General features: G+C 64.7%; 14 protein-coding genes. 4 read left to right on the plus strand and 10 right to left on the minus strand.

The genetic code is table 11. From position 1 onward, the window contains the following. Positions 1-16 precede the first annotated feature (16 nt). From AB0L97_RS02585 to AB0L97_RS02595, 3 genes are all read right to left on the minus strand, one after another. Positions 17-2,083, minus strand: a complete 2,067-nt coding sequence (locus AB0L97_RS02585; RefSeq protein ID WP_364424785.1) for a PhoX family phosphatase — start codon at positions 2,081-2,083, stop codon at positions 17-19. Positions 2,084-2,285: 202 nt separating this feature from the next. Next, the gene (locus AB0L97_RS02590) at positions 2,286-3,086 is read right to left on the minus strand and encodes a hypothetical protein (RefSeq protein ID WP_364424786.1); all 801 of its coding nucleotides are present in this window, start codon (positions 3,084-3,086) and stop codon (positions 2,286-2,288) included. A gap of 93 nt (positions 3,087-3,179) precedes the next feature. Next, positions 3,180-3,704 (minus strand): lipoprotein LpqH, encoded by a 525-nt coding sequence (locus AB0L97_RS02595; protein ID WP_364424787.1) that lies wholly within the window; start codon positions 3,702-3,704, stop codon positions 3,180-3,182. Between the two features lie 330 nt (positions 3,705-4,034). Here AB0L97_RS02595 and AB0L97_RS02600 point away from each other — a divergent pair, with 330 nt between their 5' ends. Next, on the plus strand, positions 4,035-5,081 hold the full coding sequence (locus AB0L97_RS02600; protein ID WP_364424788.1) for a fused (3R)-hydroxyacyl-ACP dehydratase subunits HadA/HadB: 1,047 nt from the start codon (positions 4,035-4,037) through the stop codon (positions 5,079-5,081). A gap of 181 nt (positions 5,082-5,262) precedes the next feature. Here the strand turns inward: AB0L97_RS02600 and AB0L97_RS02605 are convergent, their stop codons facing one another. Continuing rightward, entirely contained in the window at positions 5,263-5,466 is a 204-nt protein-coding gene (locus AB0L97_RS02605) for a DUF397 domain-containing protein (protein ID WP_364424789.1), read from the minus strand. Continuing rightward, positions 5,463-6,347, minus strand: coding sequence for a helix-turn-helix transcriptional regulator (locus AB0L97_RS02610; protein ID WP_364424790.1), 885 nt, complete (start codon positions 6,345-6,347; stop codon positions 5,463-5,465). The genes AB0L97_RS02605 and AB0L97_RS02610 overlap by 4 nt, the downstream gene beginning before the upstream one ends. Positions 6,348-7,149: 802 nt before the next feature. Here AB0L97_RS02610 and AB0L97_RS02615 point away from each other — a divergent pair. Beyond that, entirely contained in the window at positions 7,150-7,314 is a 165-nt protein-coding gene (locus tag AB0L97_RS02615; RefSeq protein ID WP_364424791.1) for a hypothetical protein, read from the plus strand. A gap of 99 nt (positions 7,315-7,413) precedes the next feature. Continuing rightward, on the plus strand, positions 7,414-7,962 hold the full coding sequence (locus AB0L97_RS02620; RefSeq protein WP_364424792.1) for a hypothetical protein: 549 nt from the start codon (positions 7,414-7,416) through the stop codon (positions 7,960-7,962). A gap of 126 nt (positions 7,963-8,088) precedes the next feature. On the opposite strand, the gene AB0L97_RS02625 is transcribed toward AB0L97_RS02620, so the two are convergent. Together AB0L97_RS02625 and AB0L97_RS02630 are read right to left on the minus strand one after the other, a co-directional pair. Then, a complete protein-coding gene (locus AB0L97_RS02625) occupies positions 8,089-8,547 on the minus strand; it encodes a hypothetical protein (RefSeq protein WP_364424793.1) in 459 nt (152 codons plus the stop codon). Positions 8,548-8,562: 15 nt separating this feature from the next. Then, positions 8,563-8,883: a helix-turn-helix domain-containing protein gene (locus AB0L97_RS02630; RefSeq protein WP_364424794.1), complete on the minus strand. Its 321-nt coding sequence runs from the start codon at positions 8,881-8,883 to the stop codon at positions 8,563-8,565. Between the two features lie 342 nt (positions 8,884-9,225). Here AB0L97_RS02630 and AB0L97_RS02635 point away from each other — a divergent pair, with 342 nt between their 5' ends. After that, positions 9,226-9,885, plus strand: coding sequence for a GAP family protein (locus tag AB0L97_RS02635; protein WP_364424795.1), 660 nt, complete (start codon positions 9,226-9,228; stop codon positions 9,883-9,885). Between the two features lie 18 nt (positions 9,886-9,903). Here AB0L97_RS02635 and AB0L97_RS02640 read toward each other — a convergent pair whose 3' ends face one another. The 3 genes from AB0L97_RS02640 to AB0L97_RS02650 all read right to left on the minus strand — a co-directional run bounded on the left by AB0L97_RS02640 (position 9,904) and on the right by AB0L97_RS02650 (position 12,652). Continuing rightward, the gene (locus tag AB0L97_RS02640) at positions 9,904-10,395 is read right to left on the minus strand and encodes a hypothetical protein (RefSeq protein WP_364424796.1); all 492 of its coding nucleotides are present in this window, start codon (positions 10,393-10,395) and stop codon (positions 9,904-9,906) included. A 117-nt stretch (positions 10,396-10,512) separates the two neighbouring features. Beyond that, on the minus strand, positions 10,513-11,214 hold the full coding sequence (locus AB0L97_RS02645; protein WP_364424797.1) for a hypothetical protein: 702 nt from the start codon (positions 11,212-11,214) through the stop codon (positions 10,513-10,515). Positions 11,215-11,584: 370 nt separating this feature from the next. Beyond that, positions 11,585-12,652: an IS110 family transposase gene (locus AB0L97_RS02650; RefSeq protein ID WP_364424798.1), complete on the minus strand. Its 1,068-nt coding sequence runs from the start codon at positions 12,650-12,652 to the stop codon at positions 11,585-11,587. Positions 12,653-13,002 lie beyond the last annotated feature (350 nt).

A 13,002-nucleotide genomic window follows, 5' to 3' on the forward strand; every position in this document is an offset into this window, starting at 1 on the left:
TGCCGCGGCTGTGGTATCAGACCCCGATGCGGCCGCCGGCCTTTTTCCAGACCGCCACCACCGAGGGGCGGGGCTGGGCCGTACCACCGTCGGGCCAGTGCGACAACGGGTTCTCCGGAGTGGCGTCGTCGGCCTCGCCGGGATGCTGCACACACACCATGACCCGCGCCTCGCTGACCACCGGACCGCAGGTCTCCGCACCGCGCGGGACGGTGAGGAATTGCTTGGTCCGGCCGCGATTCGGGCCGTCGAGCACCACGGAGAACAATCCGTCGTTCGACTTCAACGCGTTGCCGTCGGTGGCGATCCACAAGTTGCCGTACGGGTCGAAGGCCAGGTTGTCCGGGCAGGAGATCGGGCTGACCTTGGACTTGTCGTACCCGGCGAAGTAGGTATCGGCCGCCGCGGGATCGCCGCAGACCAGCAGCAGCGACCAGGTGAACGTCGTGCCGGTGTGGTTGTCGTCGATCTCCAGGATCTGGCCGTTCTTGTTCAGCTTGCGCGGGTTCGCCTCGTCCGGACCCTGCTTGCCGTCCGCGCCGCGGTTGTCGTTGTTGGTCAGCGCCACATACACCTTGCCGGTGTAGGGGTTGGCCTCGAAGTCCTCCGGGCGGTCCATCTTGGTCGCGCCCACCTTGTCGGCGGCCAGGCGGGTGAAGACCGCCACCTCTTCCGCGCTCATGCCCTCGACCAGCGACTTGCCCTTGCCGTCCGCGCCGGTCTCCAGCAGCGGGATCCACTGGCCGGTGCCGGTGAAGCCCTTGTCGGACGGCTTGGCGCCGGTGCCGTCGATCTTGTCCGCGTGATCGCCCGCGAGCTTGGCGACATACAGCGTGCCCGCGTCCAGGATGGTCAGATTCTGCCGCATGCTCGCCGCGCCGGTGCCCGGCTGGATCTTGCGCGAGGACACGAACTTGTACATGTAGTCGAACTTCTCGTCGTCACCGGTGTAGGAGACGACGTCGCCGTTCTTGGTGACGTAGATGGTGGCGGCCTCGTGCTTCACCCGGCCCATCGCGGTGTGCTTGATCGGCGTCGAGTTCGGATCCCACGGGTCCACCTCGATGACGTACCCGAATCGGTTGGCCTCGTTGGGTTCCTGCGCCAGATCGAAACGCTTGTCCGTGCGCTCCCACAGGTTGGTGGTCTTGCCCGCGGCGAAACCGTAGCGCTTCAGCCGCGCAGCGGCGGCCGACTCGGTCACCTTGTCCGCGTTGGCGAAGTAGCCGTGGAAGTTCTCCTCGCCGGACAGCACGGTGCCCCACGGCGTCAGGCCGCCCGAACAGTTGGCGAAGGTGCCGAGCACCTTGGTGCCGGTCGGATCGGCCGAAGTCTTCACGAAGTCGCTGCCCGCGGCCGGACCGGTGAGCTTGAACTCGGTGCTCGCGGTGATCCTGCGGTTGTACTTGCCGAAAGCGGGAACGAGCTTGCCGGAACCGGCTTCGCCTTTCACCTCGACTACGGTCAAGCCGTGCGCGGCCATGGTGACCGCGATCTGCTCGTCGGTCGGCGCGTCCTTGTTGTAGCCGCGGAACATGTGCGGGCTGGTGGTGTACTCGTGATTGACCACCAGTAGGTAGCTGTTGGCTTGGCCCTCGATCGGCAGCAGGGCGGCGAAGTCGTTGTTGTAGCCGAACTGCTTGGCCTGCGCGGCGGCGGTCTGCTTGTCGAAGTCGAAGGCGGGCGCGTCCGGGAACAGCGGGTCGCCCCAGCGGATCACGACGGACTGCTCGTAGCCGTCCGGGATCACCACGGCGTCTTCCTTGTTCGGCGCGACGGCGGCGAAGTCGGTGCCGGTTCCGGGCGGGCCCGCGGGCGAGGTGGAGCCCACTGTGGTCGGCTCGCTGTCGTCGCCGCAGGCCGCGAGGACGCTGCCCGCACCCACCGCGAGCACGGCGGCCGCACCGCCCTTGATCAGTCCGCGCCGGTTCATGGAGCTGACGATGTCACCGAAGTAGGCGCCCGAGGAGGTGTTCGGCGCCTCGTGGAAGCACGCGTTCGCGCACTTGTACTCACATGTCACGGCAGCGCGCGACGACTGTCCGTCGTGCTTCACGAAAAGGGCGAGTGGCTGAAGACTCACGGTGACTCCTGGGTTTGGCCGATGGCCGCACGGTAAACCATCCGGACAATCCGGAAGGGACGGCAAAGTGAACAACCGCCCAATTAGGTAACCCTCAAATTGCCGGGCCGCCAGAGCTGGGAACAAACGAGTGCCGCGCCGATTCGATGATTCGAATCGACGCGGCATCGGTGTCGAAAGGCGGCTTCGCCCGGCTCACCCATCAGGCGTTCACCGGAAGGGCGATGACGACCTCGCTTTCGTTCTCGGGAAGGTAGTGCGCCCGCAGTACCCGGCCCACCTGCACGTGGCCGACGCTGGCCGGTGCGAGGAACTTCGTCACCCGGGTCGCGAAGCTCGAGCCATCGGGCCGGGTGACGACCAGTCCGAGTTCGACCTCGGAGTGACCATCGCGGATATTGCCGGTGACCGACAGCGACTGCACCACCGCCTGGGTGGCGATGCCGCGCTCGGCGATGTCGAGCTTGTGCCGCGTGGTTATGCCCTTGCGGATCAGGGACTCGTTCATCGCGTGCTGCGCGGCGGCCGCGTCGCCGGACAGGTCGACCTCGACCTTGTCGGTCCGGCCGGGCAGGTAACGCACGGGCAGCACCACCCCGGCGCGCAGCAGGGCCAGTTCGGTGAGCGGCACGATCATCTTCGCGGAGGAATGGAAGATCTTGCCGTCCGAGCCTTCCACGCTGAACTCGACGTGGACCTGCGGCTGGTCGTTGACGGTCACGCCGGTCTGCCGCACCGATCGGACGGCGCCGAGGCCGGTGAGCCCGTCGCGGAACTCCGCGCTGTTGCGTCCGGTCAGCGCGCTCAGGATGCCTTCGCCGGTGAACGCGAACACGATGGGGATCAGGGTGAGCGCGATGATCGGCAGCGCCATTTCGACGCCGAGCCAACCCATTCCGGCGGGCTCCCATTCGCTGGTGGGGACGTAGGTGACGGCGTGGTAGACGTAGTAGCCGATCGCGGCGGCGCCAAGGGCGAGGGTGGTCGAACGGATCTTCTTCATGGCGCTTCCTTTGTGAGAGTCGAGATTTCACCGCGCCCCGTCATCCCGGTAGGTCGCCAGGATGACGGGGGCGGATCGGAGGGCATGCGGCGATCAGGCGCCGACGATGGACGAGCAGGCGAAGGTGATGTCGAACTTCGACGTCTTCGGCCCGGCCAGTGGGTTGGTCAAGTCGGGGGCGCCCACGCCCTCGCCGGTGACCTTGAAGGTGTTGCCGTCCTTGACGACCTTGGCGGAGCCGCCCGGCATGCCGTTGCCGAAGCCGACCGCGTAGGGCAGGCCGTTGTCGCCGCCCTTGCTGCCCGCGATCGCGACCGCCTGCACGGTGTTCGCGTCGGTGATGGTCGCGCTCACCGAGAGGTTGCCGTAGGCGGAGTTCGCGGTGTCGGTCAGCGCGAGCGCCAGGGTGCCGCCCTGCTTGGCGCAGGTGGTGTCGAACTTCGCGTCGAGGGCCTTGCCGTCGACCGAAGCGACCGACTTGCCCGCCGGGGCCGCAGGCTGCGCCGAGGAGGGCGCGGCGGGCGAGCTGCCCTTGCTGTCACCGCATCCGGTGAGCACGCCGACTGCGGCGGCAGCGGCGATGGCGGCGGCGGCGATGCGGAGCGAAGTGGTGTTCATGGTCTGTGTCCTTGTCGTTCGAGGGGCGGCGCCCCTGGTTCGGTTCCTCCGGCCTCCTGTCGGGCCGTTGAGAAAAAGGTAGGAACGATTCGCGCCCTACCGATCCCAGGTTTTCGGCGTTTACGCAGGTAGAGGACGTGCGACTACCCGCTGCCGATCACGAAGCGACGTGGAGTCACGCACGAAACACTTGGGAGTACTGACGGTCGGCATCCTCGACTTGTTCTGTCGGACCTAGCCGTGCGTCGTGAAAGAGTGGTGTCCATTCGTGAAGTCGGGTTCTGCGATTACCCGATCGGGCGGCGGTAGGAATCTGAAGCGAGGAGCGGCTTGGTGGAAGCGACATTCGATGTGGCCGGGCAGGTGGGGCATCACTATCGCGTCGATGACTATTACGAGGTGGGTCGGGAGAAGATCCGCGAGTACGCGCGAGCCGTGCAGGACTTCCATCCCGCGCACTGGAGCGAGGACGCTGCCGACGAGCTCGGGTACGCGGGCCTGGTCGCGCCGACCACATTCATCTCGATCGCCGCGATGCTCGCCAACCGCAAGCTTTTCGAGAGTGTCATCACCGGCTACGACGTGTTCGTGCAAACCGATCAGGTCTTCGAGATGCACCACCCGGTGGTGGCCGGTGACCGGCTGATCAGCGATGTCGAGCTCGCTTCGGTGCGCCGCATAGCGGGCAAGGATCTGCTCACCGTCAAGAACACCTTCACCGACCAGACAGGCCGGGTTGTGCAGGTCATGCACACGACCGTCGTCGGCATCACCGGCGAGGACGTCGACGCGGGCATCAGCGGCGCGATCGAGCGCGTGGTCATGCACGGTATCGATGTGCCCTCCCGAACCGCCACCGCAGGCCACGCAGTGGCGGACAGGCAGACGGTGACACATCCGGCTTCGGAGCCCCGCGCACACCAGTCCACGACCGCCCGGACGCGAGTCCCGCGCACCGGCATCCGTTTCGAGGACATCTCGGTCGGTGACGAGCTTCCCGCACGGATCGCGCGGCTGACGCGGGGCGACCTGGTGAACTACGCCGGCGTCGCTGGAGACGCCAACCCGATCCACTGGCACGATGACATCGCGGCGCTAGCGGGCCTTCCGGACGTGATTGCGCACGGCATGCTCACGATGGGTCTGGGGGCAGGCTTCGTTACCGACTGGCTCGGTGACCCAGGCGCGATGACCAGGTACGCGGTCCGGCTCTCGAACTACACGATCGTGGAAGCCGCCTCTGCCGGAAGTGTCGAGTTCACCGGGCGCGTGAAGTCGCTAGACCCCGACACCAGGACCGCCGTCATCGTCATCGTCGCCAAATCCGCAGGGCGCAAGATCTTCGGCCTCGCCACTGCGGATGTCCGCCTCGCATAGTCGCCAGCACGCAAACTTCGGCCGCCTGGTCCACACGGCTGAACCGTCCGCATGCCCTGCCCGATCCGCGGGCACCTAACAGCGCGAAACACCGCCACATAGCGCCGCGAATATCAACGAAAGCGGCCCGGCTCCTGTCCATTCCAGGACAGCGGGCCGGGCCGGGCCGCAGTTGTTGCTGCTATGGGCGCTCGAACTCGCCGTCGTTCACGCCAGCGGTGAACGCGTCCCACTCGCCGGGTGCGAACACCAGTGCGGGGCCGGTCGGATTCTTCGAGTCACGGACGCCGACCATGCCGCTTTCGAGATGCGCGACCTCGACACAGTCTTTTGACCCGCTACGGGTGCTCTTGAACCACACCGCGCCGGACAGATCAACGTTCACCGGTCATACTCCTTTGCAACCTGAAGGACGAGATTTCGGCTAGTAGCCTCGTCCAGTGCCAGGCGGTCCAGCTCGGCCGAGGCTTGACGGTACTGCCGCACCTCGTCTGATTTCTCAAGGTACAGGTCGCCGAGGAAGCCTTGGATATAGACCACCGGCGGCACGGTCAGGTCTGCGGTGGAGTGACGCGGGAACTCCAGCAAAACGAATGGGCCCACCAGGAGCGCGCGGTGGATGCCAGCCGATGCCGGCACGACACGTATCGAGATGTTCGGCAGCTGGCCGACCTCGGCGAGGTGCTGAAGCTGGGTATTCATGACCGAGGCGCTTCCGGCCGTGCGTCGGAGAGCGGACTCGTCAACGAACATATCGGCAGCGAGTGGGTTCTTGTCGGCGGTGAGACGCGATCGGCGTTTCATGCCGACCTGCAACATCCGTTCGATATCCTCGGCGGGCTTGTTAGGGAACTCCGCCCAGATCAGCGCTCGCCGGTAGTCCTCGGTTTGAAGCAGGCCAGGCAAGAACGTCGTCTGGTAGGACGTGATCCGGTTGGCGGCGTCTTCGAGCCCGACGAACAGGTTGAAGTCTTTGGGGATCGTGTCATCGGTGAATGCCTGCCACCAACCTTTCGCGCCTTTGGTTTCCTTGACCAGTTCCAGGACGACCTGGGTTTCCTTATCGGTGGCCTTGTAGAGCTGACACAGTCGCTCGATCAGGACCGGATTGAATCGGACGGGTTGTCCGGTCTCCATCTTCCAGATCGTCGACCGAGCCGAGGCGATCGCGGTTGCTGCGGCCTCTCTGGTGATGTCGGCGCGCTCGCGCAGCGTCTCCAGCTGCATGCCCAGCATCCGCCGGGCGATCGTGGAATCTGTTGCCATCTCTACCTCCCGGAGTGCGTTGCAACTCGAACAAGGATGCAGCAACAACTAAAACAGCGCCAGATTTTTGGAAACGTTTGCGATGAAACAGTCGCGACGACACGGGTTTTGGTTGTCTCCTTGTAGTGCGCCCGGCGGCGTGAGCAGGCGGCGGCGATCTTCCGCTCACGTTCCCGACACCGGTTCACCGCCCAGCATGGGTGTCCGGGCCGGGCGCACTAACCCGCCAGTCGATGTGAGCTGAGGCCTACCGATGGACGAAGGAGAGTTCGGGGACACACCGCGTTCCCGCTGCATGTTCTACCGAAGGAGTTGCGGTTTCAACGCCGTGATCGACCCACCGGAACTCGGCCGGATCGTGATGCGCGCCGGATCGGTGTGGGCGATGACGATGCCCAGCAGCTTGGGGCGAGCGGTGAAAGCACATATGCAGAGCAGCGGCGTCGCGCTCGGGCCTATTGTCGGACACCCGCGTTCGGGTCGCTGGACGTTCCTCATCAGTCCCGACATCGAAGACGACGACGTGAAACTGTTCGCTGAGATGTTCCGCAGGGACGTGAGCATCGCGCGAGAGGGAGCCGTTATCGCACTCCCCTCCCCTAGCCCGAACGGCTCCATCCGGCAATGGATTGTCCCGGCTCGGAACGCCTTCCTACCGTCCGGCCTTGCTGTCGTCGATGCCGTGCGGGCATGGTCCGACGTGGGGTCGCAGACTGCTACGGCTCCGCGCTATGGCCGGTAACGCGATGATGCCCGCGCTCATCGCCTCGGCGTCGTCTCGTGGCTCGCGATCTGCTTCTTCGTGAGCACGGCGATCCTCGAGTACCGCGTCACCTGCGCCGAAAAGCTTTATCTGGAACTGGCCGCGAGCCGACCGCTCCCATCCGACGCCGATATCCAGCACATGTGTGACCTCACCGAGCCGCGCCGCGATCCGTGGGTGCGCGCGGAGCTGATTCCGGCGTAACGGCTGGCCCTCCATCTGAAGCGTGGCGGCCATACGCACATAACTCCGAAATTCCGTCGCGGCTCCGTGCCGCCGTTTCGCGGGAGGTGTTCGAACAGAATGGCAGCCAACGGCGATGCCGAGGCCGACCCGAGCGGACCGTGCTACGACACCAACGTCCTCGCCCGGACGCTTTCGTGGTTGGACCACAACAACCCGCACTGGCCGATGCAAAGCTACGAGGCCGCGCGCACGGCCTACCACCATCACCAAGACTGCCCACCCATGACCTGCGCCACCTACATAGCGGCGCTGTACAAACTGAGGAAATCGGAGGGTCCAGGGGGCGCGCTCCTCGGTACTTTCGAAGATCATCGTCGGCGAGTGATCATGCAAGCCGCCCACGCGGACTCTTCCGTGCGGCGCAAGCACCAACCGGCCCTCGACCACACCCGAGAGCAAGTGTCGCCGCACCCGGAGCAGCCGGACGTGCGCCTGGCGGTGGTGATCGACGGTCACCGCCTGGACTTCGCCGCCTGCCTCACATCCGCACTATGGTTCCTCCAGGAGCAGCACCGACGACAGTTCGTCGACTCCGTCGAAGTGCTTCCCGGCGACACGACCGGCCTACGGCGGTTACCGAACGAGCGCCTCTACGACGGACCATGAACGCTCAACGCCAACAGGAAGAGGTCCCGCGAGTGGCGCACGGTGGAGGGGCTTCTCGGGCTTTGCCGCGACCATGTGCCACTCGTGATCTTCCCGCCATGCGAACCACATACGTCCGAGGCGGAATCAGCGAGGGGTGACGATGACCTGGTAGGGATCGTCGTAGAGAACATGGCCTGGGTCATCCGATTCCAGACGAGTCCATGCGACGCCGTGGGCGTCCAGTATCGCGAGGTAGCCGCCCACACGGGCGATGAACCGAGTGGCTGAGGACTTGAACCATGCTTCTGCCCGAGGGTGGTGGGTTCGGTCGTAGGGCGAGAGATCGAGTTGCCCGGGATCGATGAGATGTTCCTGATACCAACTATTTTCACGTCGCCGGAACGCCTCCTGCTCGACGGTGAGGAATCCTGACCACGCCAAACCGTTGACCAGGGCGAAAACGCCCGGATAGCGGCCGTGCCGGTTCGGCGACGCCGCTTGGTATCGAACGAATGATGCCTCGGCATCGCCGGTGTCGGAAGCGCACTGCACGAGTTCAGACCAGAACGGGTACTCGACAGAAGCTGGCCGTAAGGTCACCACCGGACAAGGCCGCAGTTATTGCAAAGCCAAAGTGTCGCCGTTACCGAATTCAGCTACCACACGCAGCTTTCCCCCGAGCGCACGAACATAGGCTGCCAGTGTGCCGAGCTCGGTATGTGACATGTCGCCCCGCTCGATATTGGACACCCGCGCCTGCGTAACACCCATCGCCTCGGCGATCTCACTCTGTGTGCGCGCCTGAGCCTTACGGACCTGCGCCAGCCGATAAGCTCGCTGCGCCCCTTCGATCTCTAGCTTTGCCTCGGCGACATGCGCCGGATCGATGAGTCCCTGCGCATGCACGTCATTTTTCACGTCCTTCCAACTACGTGCCATCGTCCTCACTGTCCTTCGTGTCGAGCCATCGTTGATAACGCTTTTCGGCTAGCGGAATGTTGTCGATATACCATTGTTTCCACACGATTATATCCCCAGCGTTATACAACTTCTACGTTATTTCCTACTGCGGCCCGACCTTGGAACTACCGGGCCGACTGCGTGGCGGGAGCACCGGCACCGACCTTCTGGCGGTCGAAATAGGCGGGTCATCTGTCCTCCTCCCTCCGGGGTGATATCGCCACAGCGGAGCCTGGCCCAGGGGCACAGGGTGGTTACGAAGGCCGCCGACAAAGGTCCGCATCCCCTGAACGGCGCGGTGGCTGCTCTAGGGTTCGGAAGATGGGCGCTGTCCTGGGTGATCTGTTGCCGCTCGCGGTAGGGGTCGCGATCTCACCGATTCCGATCATCGCGGCGATCTTGATGATTCTGTCGGCCCACGCGGGCGGAGCCGGTCGCGGGTTCGCGCTCGGCTGGGTCGTGGGCATCCTCGCGGCGACAACGCTTGTGGCGCTGCTGTCCGGGTCGCTGGGTGGTTCGGCTGATCGGCAACCCTCGACGGCGGGCGCATGGGTCAAGATCGTGCTCGGGATACTGCTCCTGGCGCTGGCCGTGGCACAGTGGCGGTCGCGCACCGACACCGAGGTACCCGGGTGGATGCGCGCGGTCGACCGACTCACCGTCGCCAGGGCCACCGGGCTGGGGATCTTGTTGTCGGCCGTGAACCCGAAGAATCTGCTGCTGTGCCTGTCGGCAGGCGTGATCATCGGCTCCAGCAACACCAGCGTCGGCGGCCAGATCGTCGCCGTCGCCGTCTTCACTCTGCTCGCCGCCTCCAGCGTGCTAGCCGTGATTCTCGGCTACATCCTCGCCGCCGACCGGCTACGCAACCCGCTCGAACGCCTGCGCAATCGGCTCCAGGCCAACAGCCACCTGGTGTTGGCCATCGTGCTGCTCATCATGGGCACCGTCGTCTTCGGCAAAGGTCTGCGCGGCCTCTGACAACCTCGTGTTTCGCGATCAGGTCCCGGTGTTTGCCCAGGCCAGGCGAATGGTGTGAATTTGTTCAGGGGTGGGGTCGCCAGGTAGGTCGGCACAATATTGGGCAGCGATCAGCGTGCGGCGCAGCTTGGCGAGCATGTCGGGATAGCTGGGATGGTGTTTGGTGGTGTACCAGCGCGCCCGGCCGCGGTGCTCGGCGACGACGCCCGGTGAATGCCCGGCGAGGTGATACCAGAGGATCACCAGGGTCTGCGTGAGCATCCCGAAAGGGACGGTGCGCTCCACCGCGAGCCGGGTGCGGTTGCGGGCCTCGTCGGCGCCGGTGACATGCTTCGCGTCGAAGAATGCGACCTCCACGGACCACCTCATCGAGTACCGCTCGATGAGTTCGGCTGCCGCGGTGGTGGTGTCGGTGGTCAGCAGCGCCAGACCGGATCGGCGAGGTTCGCGCACGACCAGCACCCGCACCGGCTGGGATCGGAACGCGCCGACAAGGTCACCGGCTGTCACACGTCAGCTGCCATTCCGGTCGCTCAGACCTACCTGACTATCCTGAACCATAGTGCTCGGTAATGCCGAGCACGGTTACACCGCAGCCGTGGAAGTGAACGTTCGGCGTGTAATTGGTTATTGCATCATCTGGATGTGTGGGTGCTCATGTGACACCGGGCAGATTCGGATGATCTGGTCGTTGACGTCGGAGACACAGATCTGGGTCGGCGTGCTCGGCCCGCCTTGGTAAGCGCCCCATGAGATGTTGGCGGCTTGGTCCTCATACGGAATCCAGTGGTGGATGTCGGATCGCCACTCGCGGCTGGCGATCGTCAGTAGCGGCTCGGTCGGGGTGCCGCAGGTGGGGCAAGGATTCGGATAGGGATCTTGCATGCCCCATCTGATAAAGCCGCCGATCTTCCATCCGGGTGCGATACACAAGAAGTTGTAAGGGTGATCGTCGTCTTCGAGACCGCCGAACTCGACTCCGGGAATCTGGGCCATGGTCCACTGGTCCACTCGTTGCCGAAGCTCCCCCTCGAGCTCCCCTGAGTGCGGGTATTCGATCACTTGTTCCGGATCGATCATGCACGAATCGGGCACCAGGTCTTCCTCGTACTCCGCGGGTTCCGGAGGATCCATCAGAACGTCGGTGATCGCCGCTGCCAACCGCCAGAACAGTGCGGTCTTGGGCATACCATCGTCGTCGTGCTCGAAGGGGCACCACAACACTTGCAGCAGGTCCGCCCCCTCGGGCGGAGACAAACCGGGCACGTCACGGACGTACAACTGCGCGACCGGCACCATCGCAATCGAACCGTCGGAATCCGGTTCCAAATCGTGGTCCTCAGCGTGGCAGTACGGCCATGGCTCGCTCGCCGGCCACAACAGTGGCCCCCCGATCGAACTGTCGTGCGCCGATGGTGTTCCCGGACGGGGGTGCAACCGAGTCGCGGTGCGGGCCAGTGGCGCCAGCTCAGGAAAGACGGCCACGAGATCGACCGGACGTGGCGGCGTAGTGCGAGTCATACAACAACCTCTGGAGGAACGCGGAAACGTTCGATTTCGATGATGGATGGGACCGGCGCGGTCTCGTCCCGAGGCTAGGGGTCCGGGCCTCGATCAACTTCCCATCATTGGGTATCCGCCAGTGCATGGCCTCGGGGGCATGACATCTCGACATGAACTGACATGGCTCCCCTTTATGTCAAGAGGCAGTTGGGAGTTCGCCGTTAGACTGTATGGCGGTAGGTCCGGGCCGCCGCTGATCGGCGAGCATCCGCTGGTAGACGACGTTGGACAGACGCCGTTTGAGTGCCCGCATCGCCTCCATGGAGGTCTTCCCGGCGGCCTTCTTGCTGTCGTAATAGCCCCTGCCTGCCGTCGGGTGACGCAGTTGGACCACGGCCATGGTGTGCAGGACGTGGTTGATCTTGCGGTTGCCGGCTCGGGAGAGCCGGTGTCGCTGCTGCTGGCCGGAGGAGGCATCCAAGGGTGCGGTGCCGTTCCAGGAAGCGAACCGGTCCCGGGACACGAAACGGTGGACGTTGTCGGTGTCGGCGAGAAGCCGTGCCGCACCGCAGGGTCCGATGCCGTTCAGATCCATCAGAGTCGACCCGCGTGCGAGAACCAGTTGCTTGAGTTCTTTGTCCGCGGCTTTTGTTTTCCGGTCGACGACCTCGAGATCGTCGATCAGCTCGTTCACCAGCCGTAAACGAACCCGGGCCGCGGCATCGCCGGGTTCAACGGTCTCGGCCAGGGCGCGGGCCTGCATGGCCGACAGAAACCTCTTGGCACCTCCGGGCACCAGTTCCAGCAGCAGCCGGTGAATACGGTTCAACAGTTCGGTGCGGGCACGGCCGAGCTCGTCACGACGATCGACCAGCAGACCCAACGCGACCAGCTCCGGATCCGCCTCTACCCGGCGCAGATTCGGCGACCGCAACGCCGCCAACGCGACCGAATGCGCGTCGACCGGGTCGGTTTTACGGCCGTTGCCGGTGGCGAACACCCGCACCTGCGCCGACAGTTTCGCGGGCACGTCGATGACGGTTTCCCCGTCGGCCACGAGCCGGTGCGCCACATGCCGTCCGACACCGTTGCAACCCTCGATCGCCCATACCCGTTGCGGGAATCGTTGTGCGGCGACGAGCATTTCACTGTATCCGGCGGTGTCGGTGCCGTAACGCGCGGTCGCGAGGATCTTCGCGTCGGAGTCGATGATTTCGATGGTGGCCGAGCGTTTGTGCGGGTCAATGCCGATGATGACCGACATCGGTATCCTTCCAGATCGACGGATCGGTATCCGTGCAGGAAGGCACCGCTACTTCGAGCCTGGGCAGACCCCTTTCCAGCCAAGCCCGCACGGTAACCCGATGGGACGCAAGCCATTAGCGAGCCACACCGACGACGCTGGTGGTCAGCCGCTTAGAGAGCCTCCCACCGGGTACCTGGGACTGATCCTGGCCGGGATCGAGCCCTACCACCAGTCTTAAGTAGCCGCTTACAGATCGGGTTCTCCTGGTCGTGGCGGGGTGGTCAGCGCTGGAGTGCGGGACTGTAAAGACTCTTTACACGCTGTCCGGCGGGGTTGGCCGCGCGCCCGTAGTCGGTAGCCGAGACATC

Source organism: Nocardia sp. NPDC051911, assembly GCF_040681035.1.
In the GTDB taxonomy this organism is placed as follows: domain Bacteria; phylum Actinomycetota; class Actinomycetes; order Mycobacteriales; family Mycobacteriaceae; genus Nocardia; species Nocardia sichangensis.

What these genes read in the sequence shown, in the direction of transcription:
- AB0L97_RS02595 (WP_364424787.1), bottom strand. Translation starts at nt 3,704, where the DNA reads ATGAACACCACTTCGCTCCGCATCGCCGCCGCCGCCATCGCCGCTGCC.
- AB0L97_RS02635 (WP_364424795.1), top strand. Translation starts at nt 9,226, where the DNA reads ATGGGCGCTGTCCTGGGTGATCTGTTGCCGCTCGCGGTAGGGGTCGCG.
- AB0L97_RS02630 (WP_364424794.1), bottom strand. Translation starts at nt 8,883, where the DNA reads ATGGCACGTAGTTGGAAGGACGTGAAAAATGACGTGCATGCGCAGGGA.
- AB0L97_RS02620 (WP_364424792.1), top strand. Translation starts at nt 7,414, where the DNA reads ATGGCAGCCAACGGCGATGCCGAGGCCGACCCGAGCGGACCGTGCTAC.
- AB0L97_RS02610 (WP_364424790.1), bottom strand. Translation starts at nt 6,347, where the DNA reads ATGGCAACAGATTCCACGATCGCCCGGCGGATGCTGGGCATGCAGCTG.
- AB0L97_RS02650 (WP_364424798.1), bottom strand. Translation starts at nt 12,652, where the DNA reads ATGTCGGTCATCATCGGCATTGACCCGCACAAACGCTCGGCCACCATC.
- AB0L97_RS02590 (WP_364424786.1), bottom strand. Translation starts at nt 3,086, where the DNA reads ATGAAGAAGATCCGTTCGACCACCCTCGCCCTTGGCGCCGCCGCGATC.